The sequence below is a fragment of the Lysobacter sp. HA35 genome (assembly GCF_054061195.1).
Window position 1 is genome coordinate 3,099,534 of record NZ_JBSSDY010000001.1, and the last position, 20,139, is coordinate 3,119,672.

Annotated in this window: 24 protein-coding genes; 17 read left to right on the forward strand and 7 right to left on the reverse strand. The window is 66.7% G+C overall.

Annotation, left to right across the window (positions count from 1 at the left end):
* Positions 1–37 precede the first annotated feature (37 nt).
* Together ACVWZN_RS15140 and ACVWZN_RS15145 are read left to right on the forward strand one after the other, a co-directional pair.
* A complete protein-coding gene (locus ACVWZN_RS15140; protein ID WP_456954535.1) occupies positions 38–1,108 on the forward strand; it encodes a class I SAM-dependent methyltransferase in 1,071 nt (356 codons plus the stop codon).
* Positions 1,105–1,806, forward strand: coding sequence for a pseudouridine synthase (locus ACVWZN_RS15145; protein ID WP_456954536.1), 702 nt, complete (start codon positions 1,105–1,107; stop codon positions 1,804–1,806). Before ACVWZN_RS15140 ends, ACVWZN_RS15145 begins: the two co-directional genes overlap by 4 nt.
* A gap of 13 nt (positions 1,807–1,819) precedes the next feature.
* On the opposite strand, the gene ACVWZN_RS15150 is transcribed toward ACVWZN_RS15145, so the two are convergent.
* The 4 genes from ACVWZN_RS15150 to ACVWZN_RS15165 all read right to left on the reverse strand — a co-directional run bounded on the left by ACVWZN_RS15150 (position 1,820) and on the right by ACVWZN_RS15165 (position 3,577).
* Positions 1,820–2,044 (reverse strand): helix-turn-helix transcriptional regulator, encoded by a 225-nt coding sequence (locus ACVWZN_RS15150; RefSeq protein ID WP_456954537.1) that lies wholly within the window; start codon positions 2,042–2,044, stop codon positions 1,820–1,822.
* Positions 2,044–2,472 carry a DUF2178 domain-containing protein gene (locus ACVWZN_RS15155; RefSeq protein ID WP_456954538.1) on the reverse strand — a complete coding sequence of 143 codons (429 nt, stop codon included), beginning with the start codon at positions 2,470–2,472 and terminating at the stop codon, positions 2,044–2,046. Before ACVWZN_RS15155 ends, ACVWZN_RS15150 begins: the two co-directional genes overlap by 1 nt.
* 79 nt (positions 2,473–2,551) lie before the next feature.
* Positions 2,552–3,094, reverse strand: a complete 543-nt coding sequence (locus ACVWZN_RS15160) for a DUF1415 domain-containing protein (RefSeq protein ID WP_456954539.1) — start codon at positions 3,092–3,094, stop codon at positions 2,552–2,554.
* Positions 3,095–3,577 carry a YajQ family cyclic di-GMP-binding protein gene (locus tag ACVWZN_RS15165; RefSeq protein WP_456954540.1) on the reverse strand — a complete coding sequence of 161 codons (483 nt, stop codon included), beginning with the start codon at positions 3,575–3,577 and terminating at the stop codon, positions 3,095–3,097.
* Positions 3,578–3,699: 122 nt separating this feature from the next.
* Here ACVWZN_RS15165 and ACVWZN_RS15170 point away from each other — a divergent pair, with 122 nt between their 5' ends.
* From ACVWZN_RS15170 to ACVWZN_RS15180, 3 genes are all read left to right on the forward strand, one after another.
* Positions 3,700–4,212 (forward strand): hypothetical protein, encoded by a 513-nt coding sequence (locus ACVWZN_RS15170; protein WP_456954541.1) that lies wholly within the window; start codon positions 3,700–3,702, stop codon positions 4,210–4,212.
* Between the two features lie 35 nt (positions 4,213–4,247).
* Positions 4,248–5,135 carry a DMT family transporter gene (locus tag ACVWZN_RS15175; RefSeq protein ID WP_456954542.1) on the forward strand — a complete coding sequence of 296 codons (888 nt, stop codon included), beginning with the start codon at positions 4,248–4,250 and terminating at the stop codon, positions 5,133–5,135.
* A gap of 74 nt (positions 5,136–5,209) precedes the next feature.
* Positions 5,210–6,037 (forward strand): hypothetical protein, encoded by an 828-nt coding sequence (locus ACVWZN_RS15180; RefSeq protein ID WP_456954543.1) that lies wholly within the window; start codon positions 5,210–5,212, stop codon positions 6,035–6,037.
* Here the strand turns inward: ACVWZN_RS15180 and ACVWZN_RS15185 are convergent.
* From ACVWZN_RS15185 to ACVWZN_RS15195, 3 genes are all read right to left on the reverse strand, one after another.
* Entirely contained in the window at positions 6,024–6,857 is an 834-nt protein-coding gene (locus ACVWZN_RS15185; RefSeq protein ID WP_456954544.1) for a DNA-formamidopyrimidine glycosylase family protein, read from the reverse strand. The two genes, ACVWZN_RS15180 and ACVWZN_RS15185, sit on opposite strands and share 14 nt — an antisense overlap.
* A 3-nt stretch (positions 6,858–6,860) precedes the next feature.
* The gene (locus tag ACVWZN_RS15190; protein WP_027083861.1) at positions 6,861–7,064 is read right to left on the reverse strand and encodes a hypothetical protein; all 204 of its coding nucleotides are present in this window, start codon (positions 7,062–7,064) and stop codon (positions 6,861–6,863) included.
* A gap of 118 nt (positions 7,065–7,182) precedes the next feature.
* Positions 7,183–7,818 (reverse strand): OmpW/AlkL family protein, encoded by a 636-nt coding sequence (locus ACVWZN_RS15195; RefSeq protein WP_456954545.1) that lies wholly within the window; start codon positions 7,816–7,818, stop codon positions 7,183–7,185.
* Between the two features lie 228 nt (positions 7,819–8,046).
* Here ACVWZN_RS15195 and ACVWZN_RS15200 point away from each other — a divergent pair, with 228 nt between their 5' ends.
* From ACVWZN_RS15200 to ACVWZN_RS15255, 12 genes are all read left to right on the forward strand, one after another.
* On the forward strand, positions 8,047–9,489 hold the full coding sequence (locus tag ACVWZN_RS15200) for a dihydrolipoyllysine-residue acetyltransferase (RefSeq protein ID WP_456954546.1): 1,443 nt from the start codon (positions 8,047–8,049) through the stop codon (positions 9,487–9,489).
* Between the two features lie 2 nt (positions 9,490–9,491).
* Positions 9,492–10,619 (forward strand): mechanosensitive ion channel family protein, encoded by a 1,128-nt coding sequence (locus ACVWZN_RS15205; RefSeq protein WP_456954547.1) that lies wholly within the window; start codon positions 9,492–9,494, stop codon positions 10,617–10,619.
* On the forward strand, positions 10,619–12,469 hold the full coding sequence (lpdA, locus tag ACVWZN_RS15210; RefSeq protein ID WP_456954548.1) for a dihydrolipoyl dehydrogenase: 1,851 nt from the start codon (positions 10,619–10,621) through the stop codon (positions 12,467–12,469). Before ACVWZN_RS15205 ends, lpdA begins: the two co-directional genes overlap by 1 nt.
* A gap of 424 nt (positions 12,470–12,893) precedes the next feature.
* Entirely contained in the window at positions 12,894–13,262 is a 369-nt protein-coding gene (locus ACVWZN_RS15215; RefSeq protein WP_456954549.1) for a hypothetical protein, read from the forward strand.
* Between the two features lie 9 nt (positions 13,263–13,271).
* Entirely contained in the window at positions 13,272–14,105 is an 834-nt protein-coding gene (gene atpB, locus ACVWZN_RS15220) for a F0F1 ATP synthase subunit A (protein WP_456954550.1), read from the forward strand.
* Positions 14,106–14,185: 80 nt separating this feature from the next.
* Positions 14,186–14,467, forward strand: a complete 282-nt coding sequence (atpE, locus tag ACVWZN_RS15225; protein ID WP_027083855.1) for a F0F1 ATP synthase subunit C — start codon at positions 14,186–14,188, stop codon at positions 14,465–14,467.
* A gap of 86 nt (positions 14,468–14,553) precedes the next feature.
* Positions 14,554–15,024 carry a F0F1 ATP synthase subunit B gene (locus ACVWZN_RS15230; protein ID WP_027083854.1) on the forward strand — a complete coding sequence of 157 codons (471 nt, stop codon included), beginning with the start codon at positions 14,554–14,556 and terminating at the stop codon, positions 15,022–15,024.
* 13 nt (positions 15,025–15,037) lie between these two features.
* Entirely contained in the window at positions 15,038–15,565 is a 528-nt protein-coding gene (locus tag ACVWZN_RS15235) for a F0F1 ATP synthase subunit delta (RefSeq protein WP_456954551.1), read from the forward strand.
* Between the two features lie 52 nt (positions 15,566–15,617).
* Positions 15,618–17,165 carry a F0F1 ATP synthase subunit alpha gene (atpA, locus tag ACVWZN_RS15240; protein WP_027083852.1) on the forward strand — a complete coding sequence of 516 codons (1,548 nt, stop codon included), beginning with the start codon at positions 15,618–15,620 and terminating at the stop codon, positions 17,163–17,165.
* Positions 17,166–17,233: 68 nt separating this feature from the next.
* Positions 17,234–18,097: a F0F1 ATP synthase subunit gamma gene (gene atpG / locus ACVWZN_RS15245; protein WP_456954552.1), complete on the forward strand. Its 864-nt coding sequence runs from the start codon at positions 17,234–17,236 to the stop codon at positions 18,095–18,097.
* Between the two features lie 68 nt (positions 18,098–18,165).
* Positions 18,166–19,587: a F0F1 ATP synthase subunit beta gene (gene atpD, locus ACVWZN_RS15250; RefSeq protein WP_456954553.1), complete on the forward strand. Its 1,422-nt coding sequence runs from the start codon at positions 18,166–18,168 to the stop codon at positions 19,585–19,587.
* 66 nt (positions 19,588–19,653) lie between these two features.
* Entirely contained in the window at positions 19,654–20,079 is a 426-nt protein-coding gene (locus ACVWZN_RS15255; RefSeq protein ID WP_456954554.1) for a F0F1 ATP synthase subunit epsilon, read from the forward strand.
* Positions 20,080–20,139: the final 60 nt, after the last annotated feature.

A 20,139-nucleotide genomic window follows, 5' to 3' on the forward strand; every position in this document is an offset into this window, starting at 1 on the left:
GTTCGCATGCGATGAAGCGGGCGTTGCGGCCGCGGCAATGGGCGAGGCCCTAGACTGTCGCGCCCCCGCAATCCGACACGCCGTGCAGACCGATCCGGCCCTCGACGCCCTGTTCCTTCCCTTCGACGACGGCCAATTGCCGCCGCCGACCGGTGCCGCCTTCCTCGGCGCGCGACCGGGCCCGGCCTTGCAGCGCTGGGCGTACGCGGGCATCGCCTGCGAGCAGGACTACCGCCCGCCCGCCGCGGCGCTGGAGCGCAATGGTTTCGACATTGCTGCGGAAGACTTCATGCCGCCCGCCACGTTTCCATTGCTTCTCGTGCTGCCGCCGCGCCAGCGCGAACAGGCGCGCGCAATGCTGGCGCGCGCGATGAAGCTGGCCGGCGACACGGGGCGCGTCGTCGCGTGCGCCGCCAACAATGCCGGCGCGCGTTCGATGCAGGACGACCTCGCTGCGGTCGGCGGCGAGGTCAGCGTGCTCAGCAAGCACAAGTGTCGCGTCGTGTGGACAGAGCCCGGTCGCGCCGTGTCGTCCGTGATCGATGACTGGCTCGCGCTCGACGCGCCACGTCCGATCCTTGGCGGTGATGTTCTCAGTCGCCCCGGCCTGTTCGCATGGGATCGCGTGGATCCGGCGTCCGCTTTGCTGGCCGCGCATCTGCCGGCGGATCTTGCCGGACGCGCGGCGGATCTCGGCGCGGGCTGGGGTTATCTCGCGATCGAGCTGCTGTCGCGTAACCCCGGCGTCATCGCGCTCGATGCGTTCGAGGCACAACGTCGCGCGCTGCCGCTGCTCGCGCACAACCTCGCGCGCTTCGCACCGCGTGTCGCCATCGACACGCACTGGGCCGACGTCACCGCCGGCATCGACGGTCGCTTCCACGTGATCGTCAGCAATCCGCCGTTCCATGCCGACGACCGCATGGATCGCCCCGACCTGGGCCGACGCTTCATCGAAGTCGCCGCGGCCGCGCTGAATCCCGGTGGACGGTTCTTCATGGTCGCCAATCGCCACCTGCCCTACGAAGCCACGCTGACATCGCTGTTCCGCGAGGTGCGCGTGCTCGCCGACGCCCGCGGCTTCAAGGCGTTCGAGGCGCGTCGATGAAACTGCTGCGACTCATCGCCAACCTCGGCTACGGCTCGCGCCGACAGGTGCAGCAGATGTTCCGCGAGGGCCGCATCACCGATGCCGCCGGCGACGTGCTTTACGCCGATGACGTACGTGATCCGCGCGACGTGCGCTTCGACGGCGAACCGCTGGATCCGCCGCCCGGCCTCGCGCTGATGCTGCACAAGCCCGCCGGCTACACCTGTTCGACCAAGGACACCGGCCGCCTCGTCTACGACCTGCTGCCGCCGCGCTTCCGCGTGCGCGATCCGATCCTGTCCACCGTCGGCCGGCTCGATCGCGACACCAGCGGCCTGCTGTTGATGACCGACGACGGCGCGCTGCTGCACCGAATCATCTCGCCGAAGCACCACGTGCCGAAGGTGTACGAGGCCACACTCGCCAGCGATCTTCGCGGTGACGAAGCCGAGTTGTTCGCCAGCGGCACGATGATGCTGGAGAACGAAACCACGCCGCTGGCACCGGCCGCGCTCGAAGTGATCGATGCACGCCATGCGCGCCTGACCATCACCGAAGGCCGCTACCACCAGGTGCGCCGCATGTTCGCGGCGGTCGGCAATCATGTCGACGCGTTGCATCGCTCGCGCATCGGTGCGCTCGACCTCGGCGCGCTGCCATCCGGGCAATGGCGCGACATGACGACTGCCGACATCGACGCGATCTTCGCGCGTTGATGCGTCGATCCGCTTAGCCGGCGCGCGCCTGCAGCTGGAACACGTCGTCGATCGCGGCATTCAGCGCCTCCGCGATCAGGAACGCGACTTCCAGCGACGGCGAATACTTTTCGCCTTCGATGGCAATAACGGTTTGCCGCGTGATGCCCGCGGCGTCCGCGAGATCCTGCTGGGTGATCCCCGCGTCCAGCCGCAACTGCTTCAGGCGATTGGTCAGGCGTCGCGTCGATTTGCCCATCACACGCCCCGGCGATAGAGCGCGATTCGCGTCGTCAGTTCGATGGCCTGCGACAGCACCCAGAAGCCGAACAGCACGTGCACGACGACGAAGTTGCCGCGCACCAGCAGCGCGGCGCACAGCGTGGCGAACACGCCGACCGACAGCACATGCAGGGCGATGCGGCCGGCGCGCTGATCGATCAGCCGGTCGCGCTCGTCGCGCTGCACGCCGTGGGCGAGATCGCGACGGTTGGCGACGGCGAGCATGACGTGGCCAACAACCTGCAGAAGCACCATGACGATGACCGCGCCGACGAACCGCGCGACGTCAGACGGCGCCACGTCCGCGCCATGGCCCGGCAGAGCGCGCGCGAAGTAGGGTACGTAGACCAGCAGCAGCGCAATGAGCACGACCCACTGAGATTTCTCGCGGAACGACATCGGCATGGCGGCATCTCCTGATGTATGAAAAACCTTACATGTGGAGGTTGGGCGCGTCGCCGAGCGATGTCAAGAAAAATTTACATCAGGGTTCCAGCAGCCGACGAAATCCGTCGACGCCCAGTCGCCGCATCGTCGCGATGTTCCGCTCGACGATCACGTCCGGATCGGGATACGCGGCGACCGCGCGATCGATGCTTGCCTCGCGCAGCAGGTGCAGCGTGGGGTAGGGCGTGCGGTTGGTGCAGTTGGATGCGTCGTCGTCCGGCTCGCCGGCGAACACGTAGTCCGGATGGAAGCTCGCGACCTGAATCTCGCCTTCCAGCCCAAGCCTGCGCACCGCGCGATCGGCGACGGCGAGGAAGGCGTTGTAGTCGAGGAAATCCTGCAGCACGCGCGGATGTACGATCAGCGTGGTGTCGATCTCGTCGGCCGGCGTGGCGTGCAGGTGCTGAAGTTCGCGTTCGAGTTCGCCGCGCAGCGCGTCGGTATCGCGCGCGTCGCTGAGCACGAAGCGGATCTGCCGTTTGACGTGCACCGCCTTCGCGAACGGACAGAGATTCAGCCCGATCACCGCGCGCTCCAGCCAGCGGCGCGTCGCGGCGATCTCGACGGGCTCTGCGTCCACTCAGTCGCGGAAGTTGTCGAACTGCAGCGGGCGCTCGAACTCGGCGGCGCGCACCAGCGCCATCGCCGCCTGCAGGTCGTCGCGCTTCTTGCCGGTCACGCGCAGCTTCTCGCCGTTGATCTGGCTGTCGACCTTGAGCTTGGCGTCCTTGATGGTCGTCTGGATCTTCTTCGCGAGTTCGCGCTCGATGCCCTGCTTGACCGCCACCGTCTGCCGCGCGCCGGCGACGTTCACCAGCACGTCCTTGAACTCGAGGCAGCGCGCATCGATGCCGCGTGCGATCAGCCGTGCGCGCAGGATGTCGCTGAGCTGCTTGAGCTGGAAGTCGCTCGGCGCCGACATGTTGATGTTCTGGTCTTCGAGCTCGAACGTCGCATCGACGCCCTTGAAGTCGAAGCGCGTTGTCAGCTCGCGGTTGGCCTGGTCGACGGCATTGGTGAGCTCGTGGGCGTCGACTTCCGAAACGATATCGAACGAAGGCATGGCGGATTCCCGTGAAAACGGCGACAGGTTAGCGCAGCGGTCGCGTGGCGACGACGGCCGCTGCGCGATGCTCGTGCGATGACACGATCGATCGCCCCGTTTCCCGCCGTCACCGCGCCGCCGTGCCGCTGCTGATCGCACTCGCGGCGCTGGTCGCGGTGATGGCGCTGGGCGTCGTGCTAGGCGTCGTCGGTCTGGTGCGACGCCCGTTCCGTCGCCCGGTCTGGCAGCCGGTGTTCGGCCCGCCGCTGATGCTGCGGGCGGTGTTGCTCGTCGTCGCGCTGCTGGTCGCGTTCGCCGTCGCGGCGTGGCGTCATCCGGATTCGGTGACCGCGCTCGCGGCGGGGCTGGGCGTCGGACTCGTATTGGGCGCCGGCGCGGGTTTCACCACCGAGCTGCGCCGCGGTGGGCGCTTCGTCGAAGCACGTCCGCACCGGCTCTTCATGGCATTGCTCGCGACCGCGGTGCTCGCACGCGCGCTGCTGTCGGCCGCCGGCGGGCTGACGGTGCTGCCCGCATCGATGCACACCACGTTGCCGATGCTCGGCGGGCTGCTCGGCGGTTATCCGCTCGCGCATGCGCTGGTGCTGCGTGCGCGGCTGCGGCGCTTCGCGAGGTTGCGCGCCGGCGTCTAGCCACGCATCGTGCCGCTTCCGCTTCGGAGCCGTCGATGTCGAGCCGTCCGTCCCGCGCCGTGCTGATGATGCTTGCCGCCGTCGCCAGCTTTTCGCTGATGGACGCGGGCCTGAAGCATCTCAGCGCGCATTACCCGGCGTTCGAAGTCGCGGCCTTGCGTGGTGCGGCGTCGCTGCCGTTCGTGCTGGCGTGGGCGCTGCATCGCGGCGGCATCGCGCCCTTGCTGCGCGTGCGCTGGCCGCTGCACCTGCTGCGCGGCGCGATGGGCGTGGCGATGATGGCGTCATTCGTCTATGCGCTGAAAACGTTGCCGCTGTCGACGGCGTATTCGATCTTCTTCGTCGCGCCGTTGATCGTCACCGCGTTGTCCGTGCCGATCCTGCGCGAGAAGGTTGGGCCGCGACGCTGGACCGCGATCGCGATCGGCCTGCTCGGAACGCTGGTGCTGCTCCGACCGACCGGCGACGGCCTCGTCAGCACTGCGGCGCTCGCGGTATTGCTCGCCGCGACGATGTACGCCGTCAGCGCGATCAGCGTGCGCGTGCTGGCGCGCACCGACAGCACGCAGGCGATGATGGTCTGGCTGCTCATGTTGATGGCAGTCGGCGCAGGTGCGTTCGCATTGCCCGACTGGCATCCCGTGCGCGGCGCGGACGTCGCGGTGCTCGTTGGCATCGGGGTCGCCGGCAGCATCGGCCAGTACGCGGTCACCGAAGCATTCCGGCTCGGCGAGGCCTCGCTCATCGCGCCACTGGAATACACCGCACTCGTCTGGGGCGTACTGCTCGACGTCGCGATCTGGGGCGTGCTGCCCGATGCGATGACCTGGCTCGGCGCCGCCATCATCGTCGGCAGCGGGCTCTACCTGCTGCGACGCGAACGCGTGCGCGCCACTGAAGTCGAAATCGTTACGACCCCGTGAAGCCGACAGGCGGCCTCTTGTGCGCGCCGTCACAGGTTCATCCTCCGCGCACCACAACTCACGGAGGGGATGTAATGGCTCGCATCACGACAACGGTTTCGCTGGCACTCGTACTCGCGGGCGTGCTCGCCGCGCAGCAGGCGGGTGCCGCCACGCGTCGGTCGGTAGAACCGCGCGGGCTGGACCTGCTGCCCAGCAAGCAGGCACTGCGCATGACGCGCGGAAACAAGAGCGTCGCCACGCCGACCATGTCCGCTGCGGCGGTCAGCGTCGATGACGTCGGCGATGTCGATTCGTTCGGTCGCAACCTGACGTGGCTGGGCCTGACGCAGGGCGTGGTCACGCTCGATACCGCGTGCGATCCGGCCAGCACCGATCCGTGCACGCCCATCACCAGCACCACGGTCAACACGAATTTCGCACTCACCGACATTGCGCACATCGCGCTGCCCGGCAAGGCCACGAAGTCGCTGATGTGCTACTGGTTCTCGCCCTTCATCAACGTCACCTATACCAATCCGGGCGCGACGAATGCGGTGTCGCAGCTGCGCTACAACCCGACGCTCACCATCGAGAACCCGGTGCTCGCGGATCCGTCATTGATCGATCCGACCACGGGCCTGCCCTTCAACGGCCACCTGACCTCGAGCATGACGTCCTCGGAGATGTACCAGGTGCCGCTGCCGCCGGGAACCACGATCAGCGAGCGCTATCGCGATTCCGCGGTCTGCATCGCCGGCTTCATCAATCGCCGTACGCTGACCGACACGTTCGGCCTGACCGATGCGCAGGTGAACGAGTTCTTCAAGAAGCCGACGACCGTGCGCCTCAACGTCAGCGGCTCGGTGCGCGGCGTGCAGTCGGCTCAGCTGATCTTCGGTCTGCGCATCATCGGCGACTGACGCGTTTGGCCGGCTTCGGGGCGGACTTCGTCGACCGCTTCGAAGCCGGTTTCGTCGGTGGCGACGGCACGTACACCGTGTCGCCGTAGAGCTTCTGGCAGGTATCGCACCAGAACGCGCGGCGTTTTTTGACGCCGAGATGGCGCTCGAAGCTCAGCGGCGTGTCATCGCGCGGGCAGGTCTTCTTCGCGTGCACCTGCCAGTGCTTGCGTAGGGTGAACTCCTTCTTCCATTCGTAGAAGTCGAAGCTGTAGTCGCGCGCCTCGCGGATCATGTCGCCGAGCTTGCGCGGCGGCAGGTCGCCCACGCGCGTCGCGGGATGCACGCGGATGCGGTGCAGCACCTCGTTCTTGATGATGTTGCCGACGCCGGCGAATACGTCCTGCTCGAGCAGCGCATCCGCGCAGATCGTGTTCGGCATGTCCTTGAGCTTGCGACGCGCCGCCTTGGGGTCCCATTCGTCCGCCATGACATCGGCGGTGAAGTCGTAGGCCTCGTCCAGCGGTTCCTCGATGTAGCGCACCGAGCACGAATAGAAGTTCAGCTCGCGCTTGCGGGTGAAGCGCAACGACAGCCGCGGCGTCTTTTCTTCCTTGCGTTCGTCGATCGCATAGCTGCCGAACATCAGCATGTGGATGCGGATCGAGAAATCGCCGAAATCCAGCAGGAAATGCTTGCCCCAGGTACGAATCGCGCGCAGCCGCGAGCCGGGCAGGCGTTCGAGCGGTTGCTTGGTGTTGCCAGTGGCTTCGAGCACCTTGAGCCCGACCAGCGACTCGGTGGCTTCGCGCAGGATGACGAGTGAGGGGCCTTCGGGCATCGCTCAGTTCCTGAGGTTCGCGACGCTGCCCTGCAGCGCGGCGGCGAGCCCGGCGTCGCCGCTGAGCAGCGCCTTCCATTGCAGGTCGAGGCCTTTGCGACGGCCCTTCTGCACAAGCCGCAGCCCGTCCTTGTCGATGGTGAGCGTGTAGGCCTGCCCGCCGACGTCGAGTTCGCGACGCAACGGCCCGTCGAGTTTCGTCGTCATCGCGGCACTCCCGTGGTTGACCTGCAGGCTAGCGGCCGCGCGACGGACGACGCGTGAATCCATGCGCCAAACAGAACGGGCCCCGAAGGGCCCGCTCCGTTCCCGCTGTCGCGAGCTGTTACCAGCGCGTGCCGATACCGACGCCGACCACTACCGGATTCGCCTTCACTTCGCCGGCCTTGACGCCGTCGACCGAAAGATCCGAGTTGCCGTGCAGGTAGCGCACGTCACCGCGGGCGAACCAGTGCTCGCCGAGGTTGACGTCCGCGCCCACCGTGGCCATCGGGCCCTGCGCGGTGTCCACGCCGATGCGATGGCCCGACAGCGCCGCGCCGGCCTGTGCGGACTCGTCGTCGTAGTTCATCTGGTAGTAGCCCAGGCCCACGAACGGACGCACCGTCTTGTCCGGCGAGCCGAAGTGGTACTGGCCGCTCAGTGCATACGGCTGCGCATCGACGCTGCCGACCTTGCCGTTCGCCGTGGTCATGCGATAACCGGCCTTGCTGGCGCCCCAGCCTTCGATCGCGATGTTGTCGTTGATGAACCAGCTGGCGCCCAGCGTGCCGACGGCTTCGCCGTCCAGATTGGTTCGTGCCGCCCCGACATTGGCATCGCCCGTCGGATTGTTCAGAGCGACGCCACCGACGATGGCGACGTGCTTGCCGCTGGCGGAACCGGTGCCGGCGTCCTGGGCAAAGGCGCAGGGAGCGACGGCGAGAGTGCCCAGAAGGGCGAGGGTGAGATGCTTCTTCATGGAGTGGCCTCCTTGTAATCGTTTGCAGGGAACGGTCGGCGCCACCGACCGGTGCATGCAACCTAACCTCGTGCGACTGAACCCTCCTTGCCCCGCGGACGGTCGCTTCCACGCGCACGAAACATCGCGTTCGGTAGTCGCGCGTCGATGTAATGTCGAGGCGCGGTTGGCGCAATCGTCGCCAGAGGCGAGAATGGTGGTTTGGCAATATTCATTGCGGAGTCCTGCATGGCTGACCTGAAGGAAGCGCGCGTCCCCGACATCGGCAACTACGACGACGTCCCCGTCATCGAGGTGCTCGTGTCCGTGGGCGACACGGTGAAAGCCGACCAGGGCCTCGTCACGCTCGAGTCCGACAAGGCGACGATGGAAGTGCCCGCGCCGTTCGCCGGCGTGGTGCGCGAGCTCAAGGTCAAGGTCGGCGACAAGCTCGCCGAAGGCGCACTGGTCGCGATGATCGAGCCGGCCGACGCAGCCGCGCCCGCCGCAGCGACGTCCGGTCCGTCGTCGAACGGTGCGCAGCCGGGCGCCGATACCGCGCAGGTCGCGACGTCTTCGTCGCAGCCGCGTCCCGCCGAAACGCCGAACCGCGTCGAGCCTGTCGCCGTATCCGGTGAACCCGACAAGCTCACCCAGCGCGACATCGCCACGCACGGCGGTGCCGCGACCACCATGACCGCGCCGATGCCGCCCGCCGAACCGCGCACGCCGCCGGTGACCTTCGACGCCGGCGAGCTGATGCCCGATGCCGTGCCCTACGCGAGCCCCGCGGTGCGCCTGTTCGCGCGCGAACTCGGCGTCGACCTTGCGCGCGTCAGTGGCAGCGCGAAGGGTGGCCGCATCACCAAGGAGGACGTGCAGCAGCACGTCAAGCAGGTGATGTCGGGCGCGACCGCCGCGCCGTCGGCGGGCGGTGCATCGCTCGGTGGTGGCCTCAACCTGCTGCCGTGGCCGAAGGTGGACTTCGCGAAGTTCGGCGAGATCGAAGTGCGTGAACTCTCGCGCATCAGGAAGCTCTCCGGCGCGAACCTCGCACGCAACTGGGCGATGATCCCGCACGTCACGCAGCACGACGATGCGGACATCACGCAGCTCGAAGAACTGCGCGTCGCGCTCAACAAGGAAAACGAGAAGAGCGGCGTCAAGGTGACGATGCTCGCGTTCCTGATGAAGGCGGTGGTCGCCGCGCTCAAGAAATATCCGGACTTCAACGCATCGCTCGACGCGAGCGGTGAGAAGCTGGTGCTGAAGAAGTATTTCCACGTGGGCTTCGCGGCGGACACGCCGAACGGCCTCGTGGTGCCGGTGATCCGCGACGTCGACAAAAAGGGCGTGGTCGAACTCGCGCAGGAAACCAGCGAGCTCGCGAAGAAGGCCCGCGACGGCAAGCTCGGCCCGGCCGACATGACCGGTGGCTGCTTCTCGATCAGCTCGCTCGGCGGCATCGGCGGCACCAGCTTCACGCCGATCGTCAATGCGCCGGAAGTCGCGATCCTCGGAGTGTCGAAGTCGGCGATCAAACCGGTGTGGGACGGCGCGCAGTTCCAGCCGCGCCTGATCCTGCCGCTGTCGCTGAGCTATGACCACCGCGTGATCGACGGCGCATCGGCCGCGCGCTTCACCGCATATCTCGCGCAGCTCATGGCCGACATGCGGCGCGTGCTGCTCTGACGATGCCGCACGCGCAGACGGCGCGCGACCTGCACGCGGCCGGCGCGCGCGTGCGCGACGCCGCGCAGGACGGCTGGCAGGGCGTGCAGCCGTTCCTCGACTACGAACTCGTGCGCGTCGCGGGGCTCGACCTCACGGTCGGCGACCTCGCGTCGGCGATCGTGCTGCTCATCCTGTTCTTCGCGGCGTCGCGCTTCATCGGCCGCGCGCTCACACGCTACGGCGAACGCGAAGGTGCCAACGCCGCATCGATCTACACGATCAGTCGCGTCGTGCGTTACGCGCTGCTGTTCTTCGGCGTGCTCATCGCGCTGGAAGTCGCCGGTATCCCGGTGTCGAAATTCACCGTGTTCGCGGGCGCGATCGGCGTCGGCCTGGGCTTCGGCCTGCAGGCGATCTTCAACAACTTCCTGTCCGGCCTGATCCTGCTGTTCGATCGTTCGATCAAGATCGGCGACTTCGTCGAGCTCGAATCCGGCGTGCACGGCGTCGTGCGCGACATCAAGATCCGCGCGACGCGCATCAGCACCAACGACAACCTCAACATCCTCGTGCCCAACGCGGAGTTCGTGAGCGGCCGCGTGGTGAACTGGACGCTGCTGGAAGCGTCGCGCCGCATGCGCATTCCGTTCGGCGTCGCCTACGGCACCGACAAGGAAGTCGTGAAGAAGGCCGCGCTCGAAGCCGCGTGCGAGGTGCCCTTTACGCTCGCGAAAGAAGGCCCGCGCGGCCCGCAGGTGTGGTTGGTCGAGTTCGCTGAAAGCCGCCTCGAGTTCCAGCTGATCGTCTGGCTCAACGCCGAGGCCACGCGTCGGCCGTCGACGGTGAAGGCGGCCTACAACTGGGCGTTGCACACTGCGCTGCAGCGATACGGTATCGAGATTCCGTTCCCGCAGCGCGACCTGCACGTGCGCAGCCTGTTCGGACACGAAGGTGTCGAGGCGATGGCAATGATGAGCGGCCGCGTGATTCCGGAAACGGACGACGCAGTGCCGGCAGCGCCGCTGCCGACGGCGAACGAGCGCACGGCGCTCGCCGAGAACGACGCGCTACGCGACGTCGAACGCGAGATCCATGAAGATCCACCGGCCGCCCCCGCGGGCGCCGGACCGACCCCGGAGGAGAAGTGATGGCGACCCCGATCGAAGTGAAAGTGCCCGACATCGGCGGCTTCGATGACGTACCGGTGATCGAGGTACTCGTCGCCGTCGGCGATCGCGTAGCGAAGGACCAGGGCCTCGCGACCCTCGAATCCGACAAGGCGACCATGGAAGTGCCGTCGTCGGCGGAAGGCGTCGTGCGCGAGGTGCGCGTCAAGGTCGGCGACAAGGTGTCGGAAGGCGCGGTGATCGTCGTGCTGAATGCAGAAGGTGCGGGCGATGCAGCGCCCGCTGCGTCGTCGAGTGCGGCTACACCTGCGCCGCAAGCTGCGCCTTCAACACGCGATGCGGTGGCTGCATCACCATCGAGCGCGGAAGCGAAAGGCTACGGTGACGCCAAGCAAGTAGCGCCGGCGCCGCAGCCGTCAGCGCCCGCACCGAAAGCCGCGGCCGCAAGCGGTCGCAAGGCCGATGTCGAATGCCGCATGCTCGTGCTCGGCGCCGGCCCCGGCGGTTACACCGCTGCATTTCGCGCGGCCGACCTCGGCCTCGACACCGTGCTCGTCGAGCGTTACGCGTCGCTCGGCGGCGTCTGCCTCAACGTCGGCTGCATTCCGTCCAAGGCGCTGCTGCATGCGGCGGCGGTGATCGATGAGGCGCAGCATGCAAAGGACTACGGCATCGATTTCGGCGCGCCGAAGATCCAGCTCGATGCGCTGCGCACGTACAAGGACAAGGTCGTCGGCCAGCTCACCAAGGGCCTGTCCGGCATGGCCAAGCAGCGCAAGGTGCGCGTGGTGCAGGGCACCGGTCGTTTCGTGTCGGCGAATGAAGTCGAAGTGCAGGGCGACGCCGGCACGCAGCTGATCCGCTTCGAGCAATGCATCATCGCCGCGGGCTCGCAGGCGGTGAAGCTGCCGAACTTCCCGTGGGACGACAAGCGCGTCATGGACTCGACCGACGCGCTCGATCTCGCGGATATTCCGAAGTCGTTGCTGGTCGTCGGTGGCGGCATCATCGGTCTGGAAATGGCGACGGTGTACCGCGCGCTGGGTTCGCAGGTCACGGTGGTCGAACTCGGCGCCCAGCTGATGCCGGGCGCGGACATCGATCTCGTCAAGCCGCTTGCCGATCGCCTGAAAAAGCAGGGCGTCACCGTGCACCTCAACGTCAAGGCGTCGGGTGTCGAAGCGTCGAAGTCGGGGATCAAGGTGACGTTCGAAGGCGAAGGCGCACCGTCGCCAACGTCGTTCGATCGCGTGCTCGTTGCGGTCGGTCGCGTGCCGAACGGCGCGAAGATCGGCGCCGAAGCCGCGGGCGTGCAGGTCAGCGATCGCGGCTTCATTCCGGTCGACCGGCAGATGCGCACGAACGTGCCGCACATCTTCGCGATCGGTGACGTCGTCGGTAACCCGATGCTCGCGCACAAGGCCACGCACGAAGGCAAGCTCGCCGCTGAAGTCGCGTCGGGCGAAAAGCGGGAATGGGTGGCGCGCGTGATTCCGTCGGTGGCGTACACCGATCCGGAGATCGCGTGGGTCGGCGTCACCGAAACCGAAGCGAAGGCGAAGGGCCTGAAGGTCGGCGTCGGCAAGTTCCCGTGGGCGGCGAGCGGTCGCGCGATCGGCATCGGTCGCACCGAAGGGTTCACCAAACTCGTGTTCGACGAAGCCACGCATCGCGTCATCGGCGGCGGCATCGTCGGCGTGCATGCGGGTGATCTGATCGCCGAAGTGGGGCTGGCGATCGAGATGGGGTGCGAGGTCGCCGACATCGGCATGACGATCCATCCGCATCCGACGCTCAGCGAGTCGGTGGGCATGGCGGCCGAAGTGTTCGAAGGCACGATCACCGACCTCTACATTCCGAAGAAGAAGTGAGGTCGTCGCGCATGCGCGGTTGCATGCGCCGGCTGCACAAATAAAAAGCCCCGGCCGGAGCCGGGGCGTTCGCGAAGCCACCGTCGACGAGGAGAGGCGTCATGGCCGGCGCGGACATGGAGTACGACCGGGCCTTTTTCGAAAGGTTCCGCCGCGTCGCGCGATGGCGATGAGCGGTCGCAGGCGGCGGTAGTTCGCTGCTTGGGCGCGCCCAAGCGGGCGTAGACCGTGAGGTGGCACGCGATCTGTCGTCGACCGACGCGGACCTAGAGCGAGGCCAGTCCCGGACCGTCAGGGTCGGCTAGCTGAAGCGGCCGACCGACCCGGCGTGGCTTCCGCCGGTTGCCCGGAAAACTCACGCCCTTTATACTTTTGGGGCTCCACAGGGCGCTTTCGCGCCGTCCTCCAGACCGACGATCCCCGCGTGCACGATCCATTGTCCGCAGGCCGCCGGCTGGCGTCGCGTGCGATCGTCTGGCAAGCCGGCGCGACGGCGTTGGCCACGCTGGCCTTCCTCCCCCTCGGTGTGCGCGATGCGCTCGCGACGGCGGTGGGTGGCGGCGCGGTCGTCGCGGCGGCGCTGGTGTCGATGCTGATCGCCCTTGGCGGCGGGATCGGCACCGCCGGTCTCGCGATGGCGCGACTCCTGTTGGGCATGGCGGCCAAGTGGGCCACGGTCGCCATTGTGATCATCCTCGGCCTCGCCGTCTGGCGCCTGCCTCCGCTCGCACTTCTGGTGGGCGTACTGGTGGCGACAGTGGCGGCCGTCCCGGCCCAACTTCTGAATCGATAGGTGTCTTCAGTGAGCGAGCAGACCGGTTCCGGCGGCGGCCTGAACGAGTACATCCAGCATCACCTGACCCAGAACACCATCCAGCTGGGCGGTGGCGGCTTCCACATCGATACGTGGGTGGTCTCGCTGGTGCTGGGACTGATCTTCATCCTGTGGTTCGGCATGGCCGCGCGCCGCGCGACCGCCGGCATCCCGTCCAAGGGTCAGGCGTTCGTCGAGCTCATCCTCGAATTCGTCGACGGCCAGGTGAAGGACACGTTCCACGGCGACCGTCGTTCGATCACGCCGCTCGCGCTCACGATCTTCGTGTGGGTCGTGATGATGAACTGCATGGACCTGCTGCCGCTCGACGCACCGGGCTTTGCAGTCAAGACCGTCTCCGGCGCCGAAGCCGCGCACCACACCTTCTTCCGCTGGGTGCCGACCGCCGACCTCAACACCACGTTCGGTCTGTCGGTGCCGGTGTTCTTCATCATCCTTTACCACTCGATGAAGGCGAAGGGCATCGGCGGTTTCGGCAAGGAGTTGCTGACCGCGCCGTTCCACGCGCACGGCGCCGTCGCCAAGATCGTCCTCGCGCCGGCGAACCTCGGCCTCAATCTGATCGAGTACTGCGTCAAGCCGGTCAGCCTCGCGATGCGACTGTTCGGCAACATGTACGGCGGCGAGCTCGTCTTCATGCTGATCGCCGGCCTGCTTGGCGGCAGCCTCTACACCTTCCTGCCGGGCGTGGCGTTCAACGTCGCCTGGGCACTGTTCCACATCCTGATCGTGCTGCTGCAGGCCTTCATTTTCATGATTCTCACCGTCGTCTACATCGCCGGCGCGTACGAGAGCCACTGATCCCGATTCCGCTGTCGCGGTACCGCTCCACCCTTTCGTTCCACCCTTCAAACTTCACTTAAATCCGCAGGAGAAACACCATGGAATTCATCGCTCATCTGCAGGGCATGACCGCGATCGCGATCGGCATGATGGTCGGCCTGGGCGCGATCGGCGCCTGCCTCGGCATCGCGCTGATGGGCTCGAAGTTCCTCGAGTCGGCCGCGCGTCAGCCGGAGCTGGTCCCGATGCTGCAGGGCCGTATGTTCCTGCTCGCCGGCCTGATCGACGCCGCGTTCATCATCGCGCTCGCCGTCGGCCTGTTGTTCGCGTTCGGCAACCCGCTCCTCGGCGCCGTCCAGGCCGCCGCGAACGCTGGCTGATCGCCCGCTGTCCTGCTTCAAGGCCGCCCGCACTCGCGGGCGGCTGACCGGGCCCAAACGCCCGACTCGCGATCACCGGAGCTGTCATGAATATCAACATGACCTTCTTTGGCCAGATGCTCACCTTCGCGGTGCTGATCTGGGTCACCATGAAGTTCATCTGGCCGCCGTTGAACGCGGCCATCGAGGAGCGTCAGCGCAAGATCGCTGAAGGCCTCGCCGCGGCCGACAACAGTCAGAAGAAGCTGGAAGAAGCGCAGCAGAACGCCGACGTGGCGATCCGCGAAGCGCGCAGCAAGGCCAACGAGATCATCGAGCAGGCGCACCAGCGCGCGAGCCAGATCCTCGAGCAGGCGCAGTCCGAAGCGGTGGCCACGGCCAATCGCCAGAAGGATGCCGCGCAGGCCGAGATCGACGCCGCCGCGAATCGTGCCCGCGAGGAACTGCGTTCGCAGGTCGCGTCGCTCGCCGTCGCCGGTGCCGAGAAGGTACTGCGTCGCGAGATCGATCCGAATGCCCACCGCGCGCTGCTCGACGAGCTGGCCGCCCAGCTCTGACGGAGATGCATTGATGAGCCAGGCACTGACCCTTGCCCGTCCCTACGCCCGCGCCGCGTTCAACGCCGCGCGGGACGAAGGCCGTGTCACCGCGTGGTCGCAGGCGCTGGCCTTCGCTGCGCGCGTCGCCGCCGACCCGCAGGCGCAGGCGGTGCTGAAGCATCCGCAGCTGACCTCCGACAACGCGTCGAGCCTGCTCGCGATCGACGGCGCCGATGCATCGGTGCAGCGTTTCGTGACGATGCTCGCCGACAACCGCCGACTCGAGCTGCTGCCCGAGATCGCCGGCCTGTTCGAACAGCTGCGCGCCGAGGCCGAGCGCGTCGTCAAGGCGCGCGTGACCTCCGCATCGCAGCTCAGCGACGCCGAGCTCGCCGCGATCCGCGACGGCCTCAAGCGCCGTTTCGGCCGCGAGGTCGAACTGGAACCGGCGATCGACACGTCGCTGATCGGCGGCGCGGTGATCGATGCCGGCGACGTCGTGATCGACGGCTCGGTCAAGGGCAAGCTCGAGCGCCTGCAGTCGGCGCTCGCCGCGTAAGCCCACGAATTCATCTACTCCCGGCGTCCGCGTCGGAACCAGGGAAACTCCCATGCAGAACACGCTCAACCCGTCCGAAATCAGCGAACTGATCAAGACCCGCATCGAGCAGGTCGGTCTGGCCGCCGAAGCCCGCAACGAAGGCACGGTCACGTCGGTCTCCGACGGCATCGTCCGCATCTTCGGCCTGGCCGACGTGATGCAGGGCGAAATGATCGAGCTGCCGGGCAATACCTTCGCGCTCGCGCTGAACCTCGAGCGCGACTCCGTCGGCGCCGTCGTCCTCGGTGACTACGAGCACCTGCGCGAAGGCGCCGTGGCCAAGACCACCGGCCGCATCCTCGAAGTGCCGATCGGCGACCAGCTGCTCGGTCGCGTGCTCAATGCACTCGGCGAGCCGATCGATGGCAAGGGCCCGCTGGGTCACAGCCTGTCGGCACCGGTCGAGCGGGTTGCCCCGGGCGTGATCTGGCGCAAATCGGTCGATCAGCCCGTGCAGACCGGCTACAAGTCGGTCGACGCCATGATCCCGATCGGCCGCGGCCAGCGCGAACTGATCATCGGCGACCGCCAGACCGGCAAGACCGCGATGGCCGTCGACGCGATCATCGCGCAGAAGGGCACCGGTATTAAGTGCATCTACGTCGCGATCGGCCAGAAGAACTCGACCGTCGCGAACGTTGTGCGCCGCCTGGAAGAGCAGGGCGCGCTCGCGCACACGATCGTCGTCGCCGCGACCGCTTCGGAATCGGCCGCGATGCAGTACATCGCGCCGTACGCCGGCTGCGCCATGGGCGAGTACTTCCTCGACCGCGGCCAGGACGCGCTGATCATTTACGACGACCTGTCCAAGCACGCCGTCGCGTACCGCCAGATCTCGCTGCTGCTGCGCCGTCCGCCGGGCCGCGAAGCGTATCCGGGCGACGTGTTCTACCTGCACTCCCGCCTGCTCGAGCGCGCCTCGCGCGTGTCCGAGGAGTACGTCGAGAAGTTCACCAACGGTAGCGTCAAGGGCCAGACCGGTTCGCTGACCGCGCTGCCGATCATCGAGACGCAGGCGGGCGACGTGTCCGCGTTCGTCCCGACGAACGTCATCTCGATCACCGACGGCCAGATCTTCCTCGAGACCGACCTGTTCAACGCCGGCATCCGCCCGGCCGTGAACGCGGGTATCTCGGTGTCGCGCGTCGGTGGCGCTGCGCAGACCAAGATCATCAAGAAGCTGTCGGGCGGCATCCGCATCGCGCTCGCCCAGTACCGTGAACTCGCGGCGTTCGCGCAGTTCGCGTCGGACCTCGACGAAGCGACCCGCAAGCAGCTCGAGCGCGGCCAGCGCGTCACCGAGCTGATGAAGCAGAAGCAGTACGCACCGCTGTCGATCTCCCTGCAGGCACTGTCGATCTACGCGGTCGACAAGGGCTACATGGACGACGTGCCGGTGTCGAAGATCGGCGCGTTCGAAGCCGGCCTGCATTCGCACTTCACCAACACGCAGGGCGAGCTTGCCGACCGCATCACGCAGACCGGCGCGTGGGACGACTCGATCGAGAACACCTTCAAGCAGGTGATCGCCGAGTTCAAGCAGACGGGCAGCTGGTAAATCCAGCCGTCATCCGGGCGCGGTGAATCGCGCCCGATCCCGGTTAGCAGCACACAAGCGAGCGAGAGATGGCAGGCGGACGCGAAATCAAATCGAAGATCAAGAGCGTGCAGAACACCCGCAAGGTGACGCGCGCGCTTGAAATGGTCTCCGCCTCGAAGATCCGCAAGGCGCAGGACCGCATGAAGACCTCGCGCCCATACGCGCGGGTCATGAAGCAGGTGATCGGCCATCTCGCGCAGGCGAGCGGCGACTACCAGCATCCGTACATGGTCGAGCGTGCGAACGTGAAGCGCGTCGCGTACGTGATCGTGTCGAGCGATCGCGGCCTCGCTGGCGGCCTCAACAACAACATGTTCCGCAAGCTGGTCGGCGAGTTCCGCCGCTGGCACGAGCAGGGCGTTGAGATCGACGTGGTCACGATCGGTCAGAAGGCGTCGGTGTTCTTCCGTCGCCTGAAGGTCAACCTGATCGGCTCGGTCACCCACATGGGCGACATCCCGAAGCTCGAGCAGGTCGTGGGCGTGGTGAAGGTGGTGCTGGACGCGTACGAGGCCGGCTCGGTCGACCGCGTGTTCGTCTGCTACAACCACTTCGTCAACACGATGACGCAGCAGGCCACGTTCGACCAGTTGCTTCCGCTGCCGGCCGCGACCACGAAGGTGGCGCAGCACGACTGGGACTACATCTACGAACCCGATGCACCGACGGTGCTCGAGCACGTGCTCTCGCGCTACATCGAGTCGCTGGTCTACCAGGCCGTGCTCGAGAACGTGGCGTCGGAACATGCGGCGCGCATGGTCGCGATGAAGGCCGCATCGGACAACGCCAGCAAGCTGATCGGCACGCTGCAGCTCGTCTACAACAAGGCCCGCCAGGCCGCGATCACCCAGGAAATCTCGGAGATCGTCGGCGGCGCGGCGGCGGTCTAAACGCCGCAACCCGCTGAGCGCGTCACCCGCGCTCGCATCCAACGAATCGATTTGCCAAGGAAACAACCATGAACGCTCAGGTCACTCCCAGCACCACGGGCACCATCGTCCAGATCATCGGCGCGGTCGTCGACGTCGAGTTCCCGCGCGATGCAGTGCCGCGCGTGTACGACGCGCTGAAGGTCGAAGGCACCGCGATCACGCTCGAAGTCCAGCAGCAGCTCGGCGACGGCGTGGTGCGCACGATCGCACTCGGCTCGACCGACGGCCTGAAGCGCAACCTGGTCGCAACGAACACCGGCAGCGCGATCTCGGTGCCGGTCGGCGCCGGTACGCTCGGCCGCATCATGGACGTGCTCGGTCGTCCGATCGACGAGGCCGGCCCGGTCGAAGCTTCGGCGCATTGGGAAATCCACCGCGCTGCGCCGTCGTACGAGGATCAGTCCTCGGGCAACGACCTGCTCGAAACCGGCATCAAGGTCATCGACCTGATGTGCCCGTTCGCGAAGGGCGGCAAGGTCGGCCTGTTCGGCGGCGCCGGCGTCGGCAAGACCGTCAACATGATGGAACTCATTAACAACATCGCGAAGGCGCATGCGGGTCTGTCCGTGTTCGCCGGCGTGGGCGAGCGTACCCGCGAGGGCAACGACTTCTACCACGAGATGAAGGACTCGAACGTCCTCGACAAGGTCGCGATGGTCTACGGCCAGATGAACGAGCCGCCGGGCAACCGCCTGCGCGTCGCGCTGACCGGCCTGACCATGGCCGAGTACTTCCGCGACGAGAAGGACGAGTCGGGCAAGGGCAAGGACGTTCTGCTGTTCGTCGACAACATCTACCGCTACACGCTGGCCGGTACCGAAGTGTCCGCGCTGCTCGGCCGTATGCCGTCGGCCGTCGGTTACCAGCCGACGCTCGCTGAAGAGATGGGCGTGCTGCAGGAACGCATCACCTCGACCAAGACCGGTTCGATCACCTCGATCCAGGCCGTGTACGTGCCCGCGGACGACCTGACCGATCCGTCGCCGGCGACGACGTTCGCCCACCTCGACGCCACCGTCGTGCTGTCGCGAAACATCGCTTCGCTGGGTATCTACCCGGCGGTCGACCCGCTCGACTCGACGTCGCGCCAGCTCGATCCGAACGTCATCGGTAACGAGCACTACGACGTTGCGCGCAAGGTGCAGTCGACGCTCCAGAAGTACAAGGAGCTCAAGGACATCATCGCGATCCTCGGCATGGACGAGCTGTCGGAAGAAGACAAGCAGGCCGTGTCGCGCGCGCGCAAGATCGAGCGCTTCTTCTCGCAGCCGTTCCACGTGGCGGAAGTCTTCACCGGTTCGCCGGGCAAGTACGTCTCGCTGAAGGACACGATCCGCGGCTTCAAGATGATCGTCGAAGGTGAAGCGGACCACCTGCCGGAGCAGGCGTTCTACATGGTCGGCGGCATCGAGGAAGCCTTCGAGAAGGCCAAGAAGATCGTCGGCTGAGCCGACTGATCGACACGGCGCCGATGCGAGTCGGCGCCGACGCCCTCCGAAACAAACGAGAAGACCATGGCATCCACCATCCGTTGCGACATCGTCAGCGCCGAGCAGGAGATCTTCCACGGCGACGCCGAACTGGTCGTCGCGACCGGCGAACTCGGTGAGCTCGGCATCGCGCCGAAGCACGCGCCGCTGATCACCCGCCTGAAGCCGGGCAAGGTTGTCGTCACCCTGCCGGGTGGCGAGCGCCTGGACTTCGCGATCTCCGGCGGCATTCTCGAAGTGCAGCCGAACGTCGTGACCGTGCTGGCCGACACCGCGGTGCGCGCCGAGGACATCGACGAGGCGGCGGTTCGCGCGGCGAAGGAAGAAGCCGAGCGCATCCTCGCGCAGAAGGACACGAAGATGTCGCTCGAGGAAGCGCAGAACCAGCTCGCGATGTCGATCGCGCAGCTGTCGGCGCTGGAGCGTCTGCGCAAGAACCTCAAGCACTGAGGTCGCGCGTGACGCATGCGGAAACGCCGGCCCTTGGGCCGGCGTTTTTGTTTGTGGGAT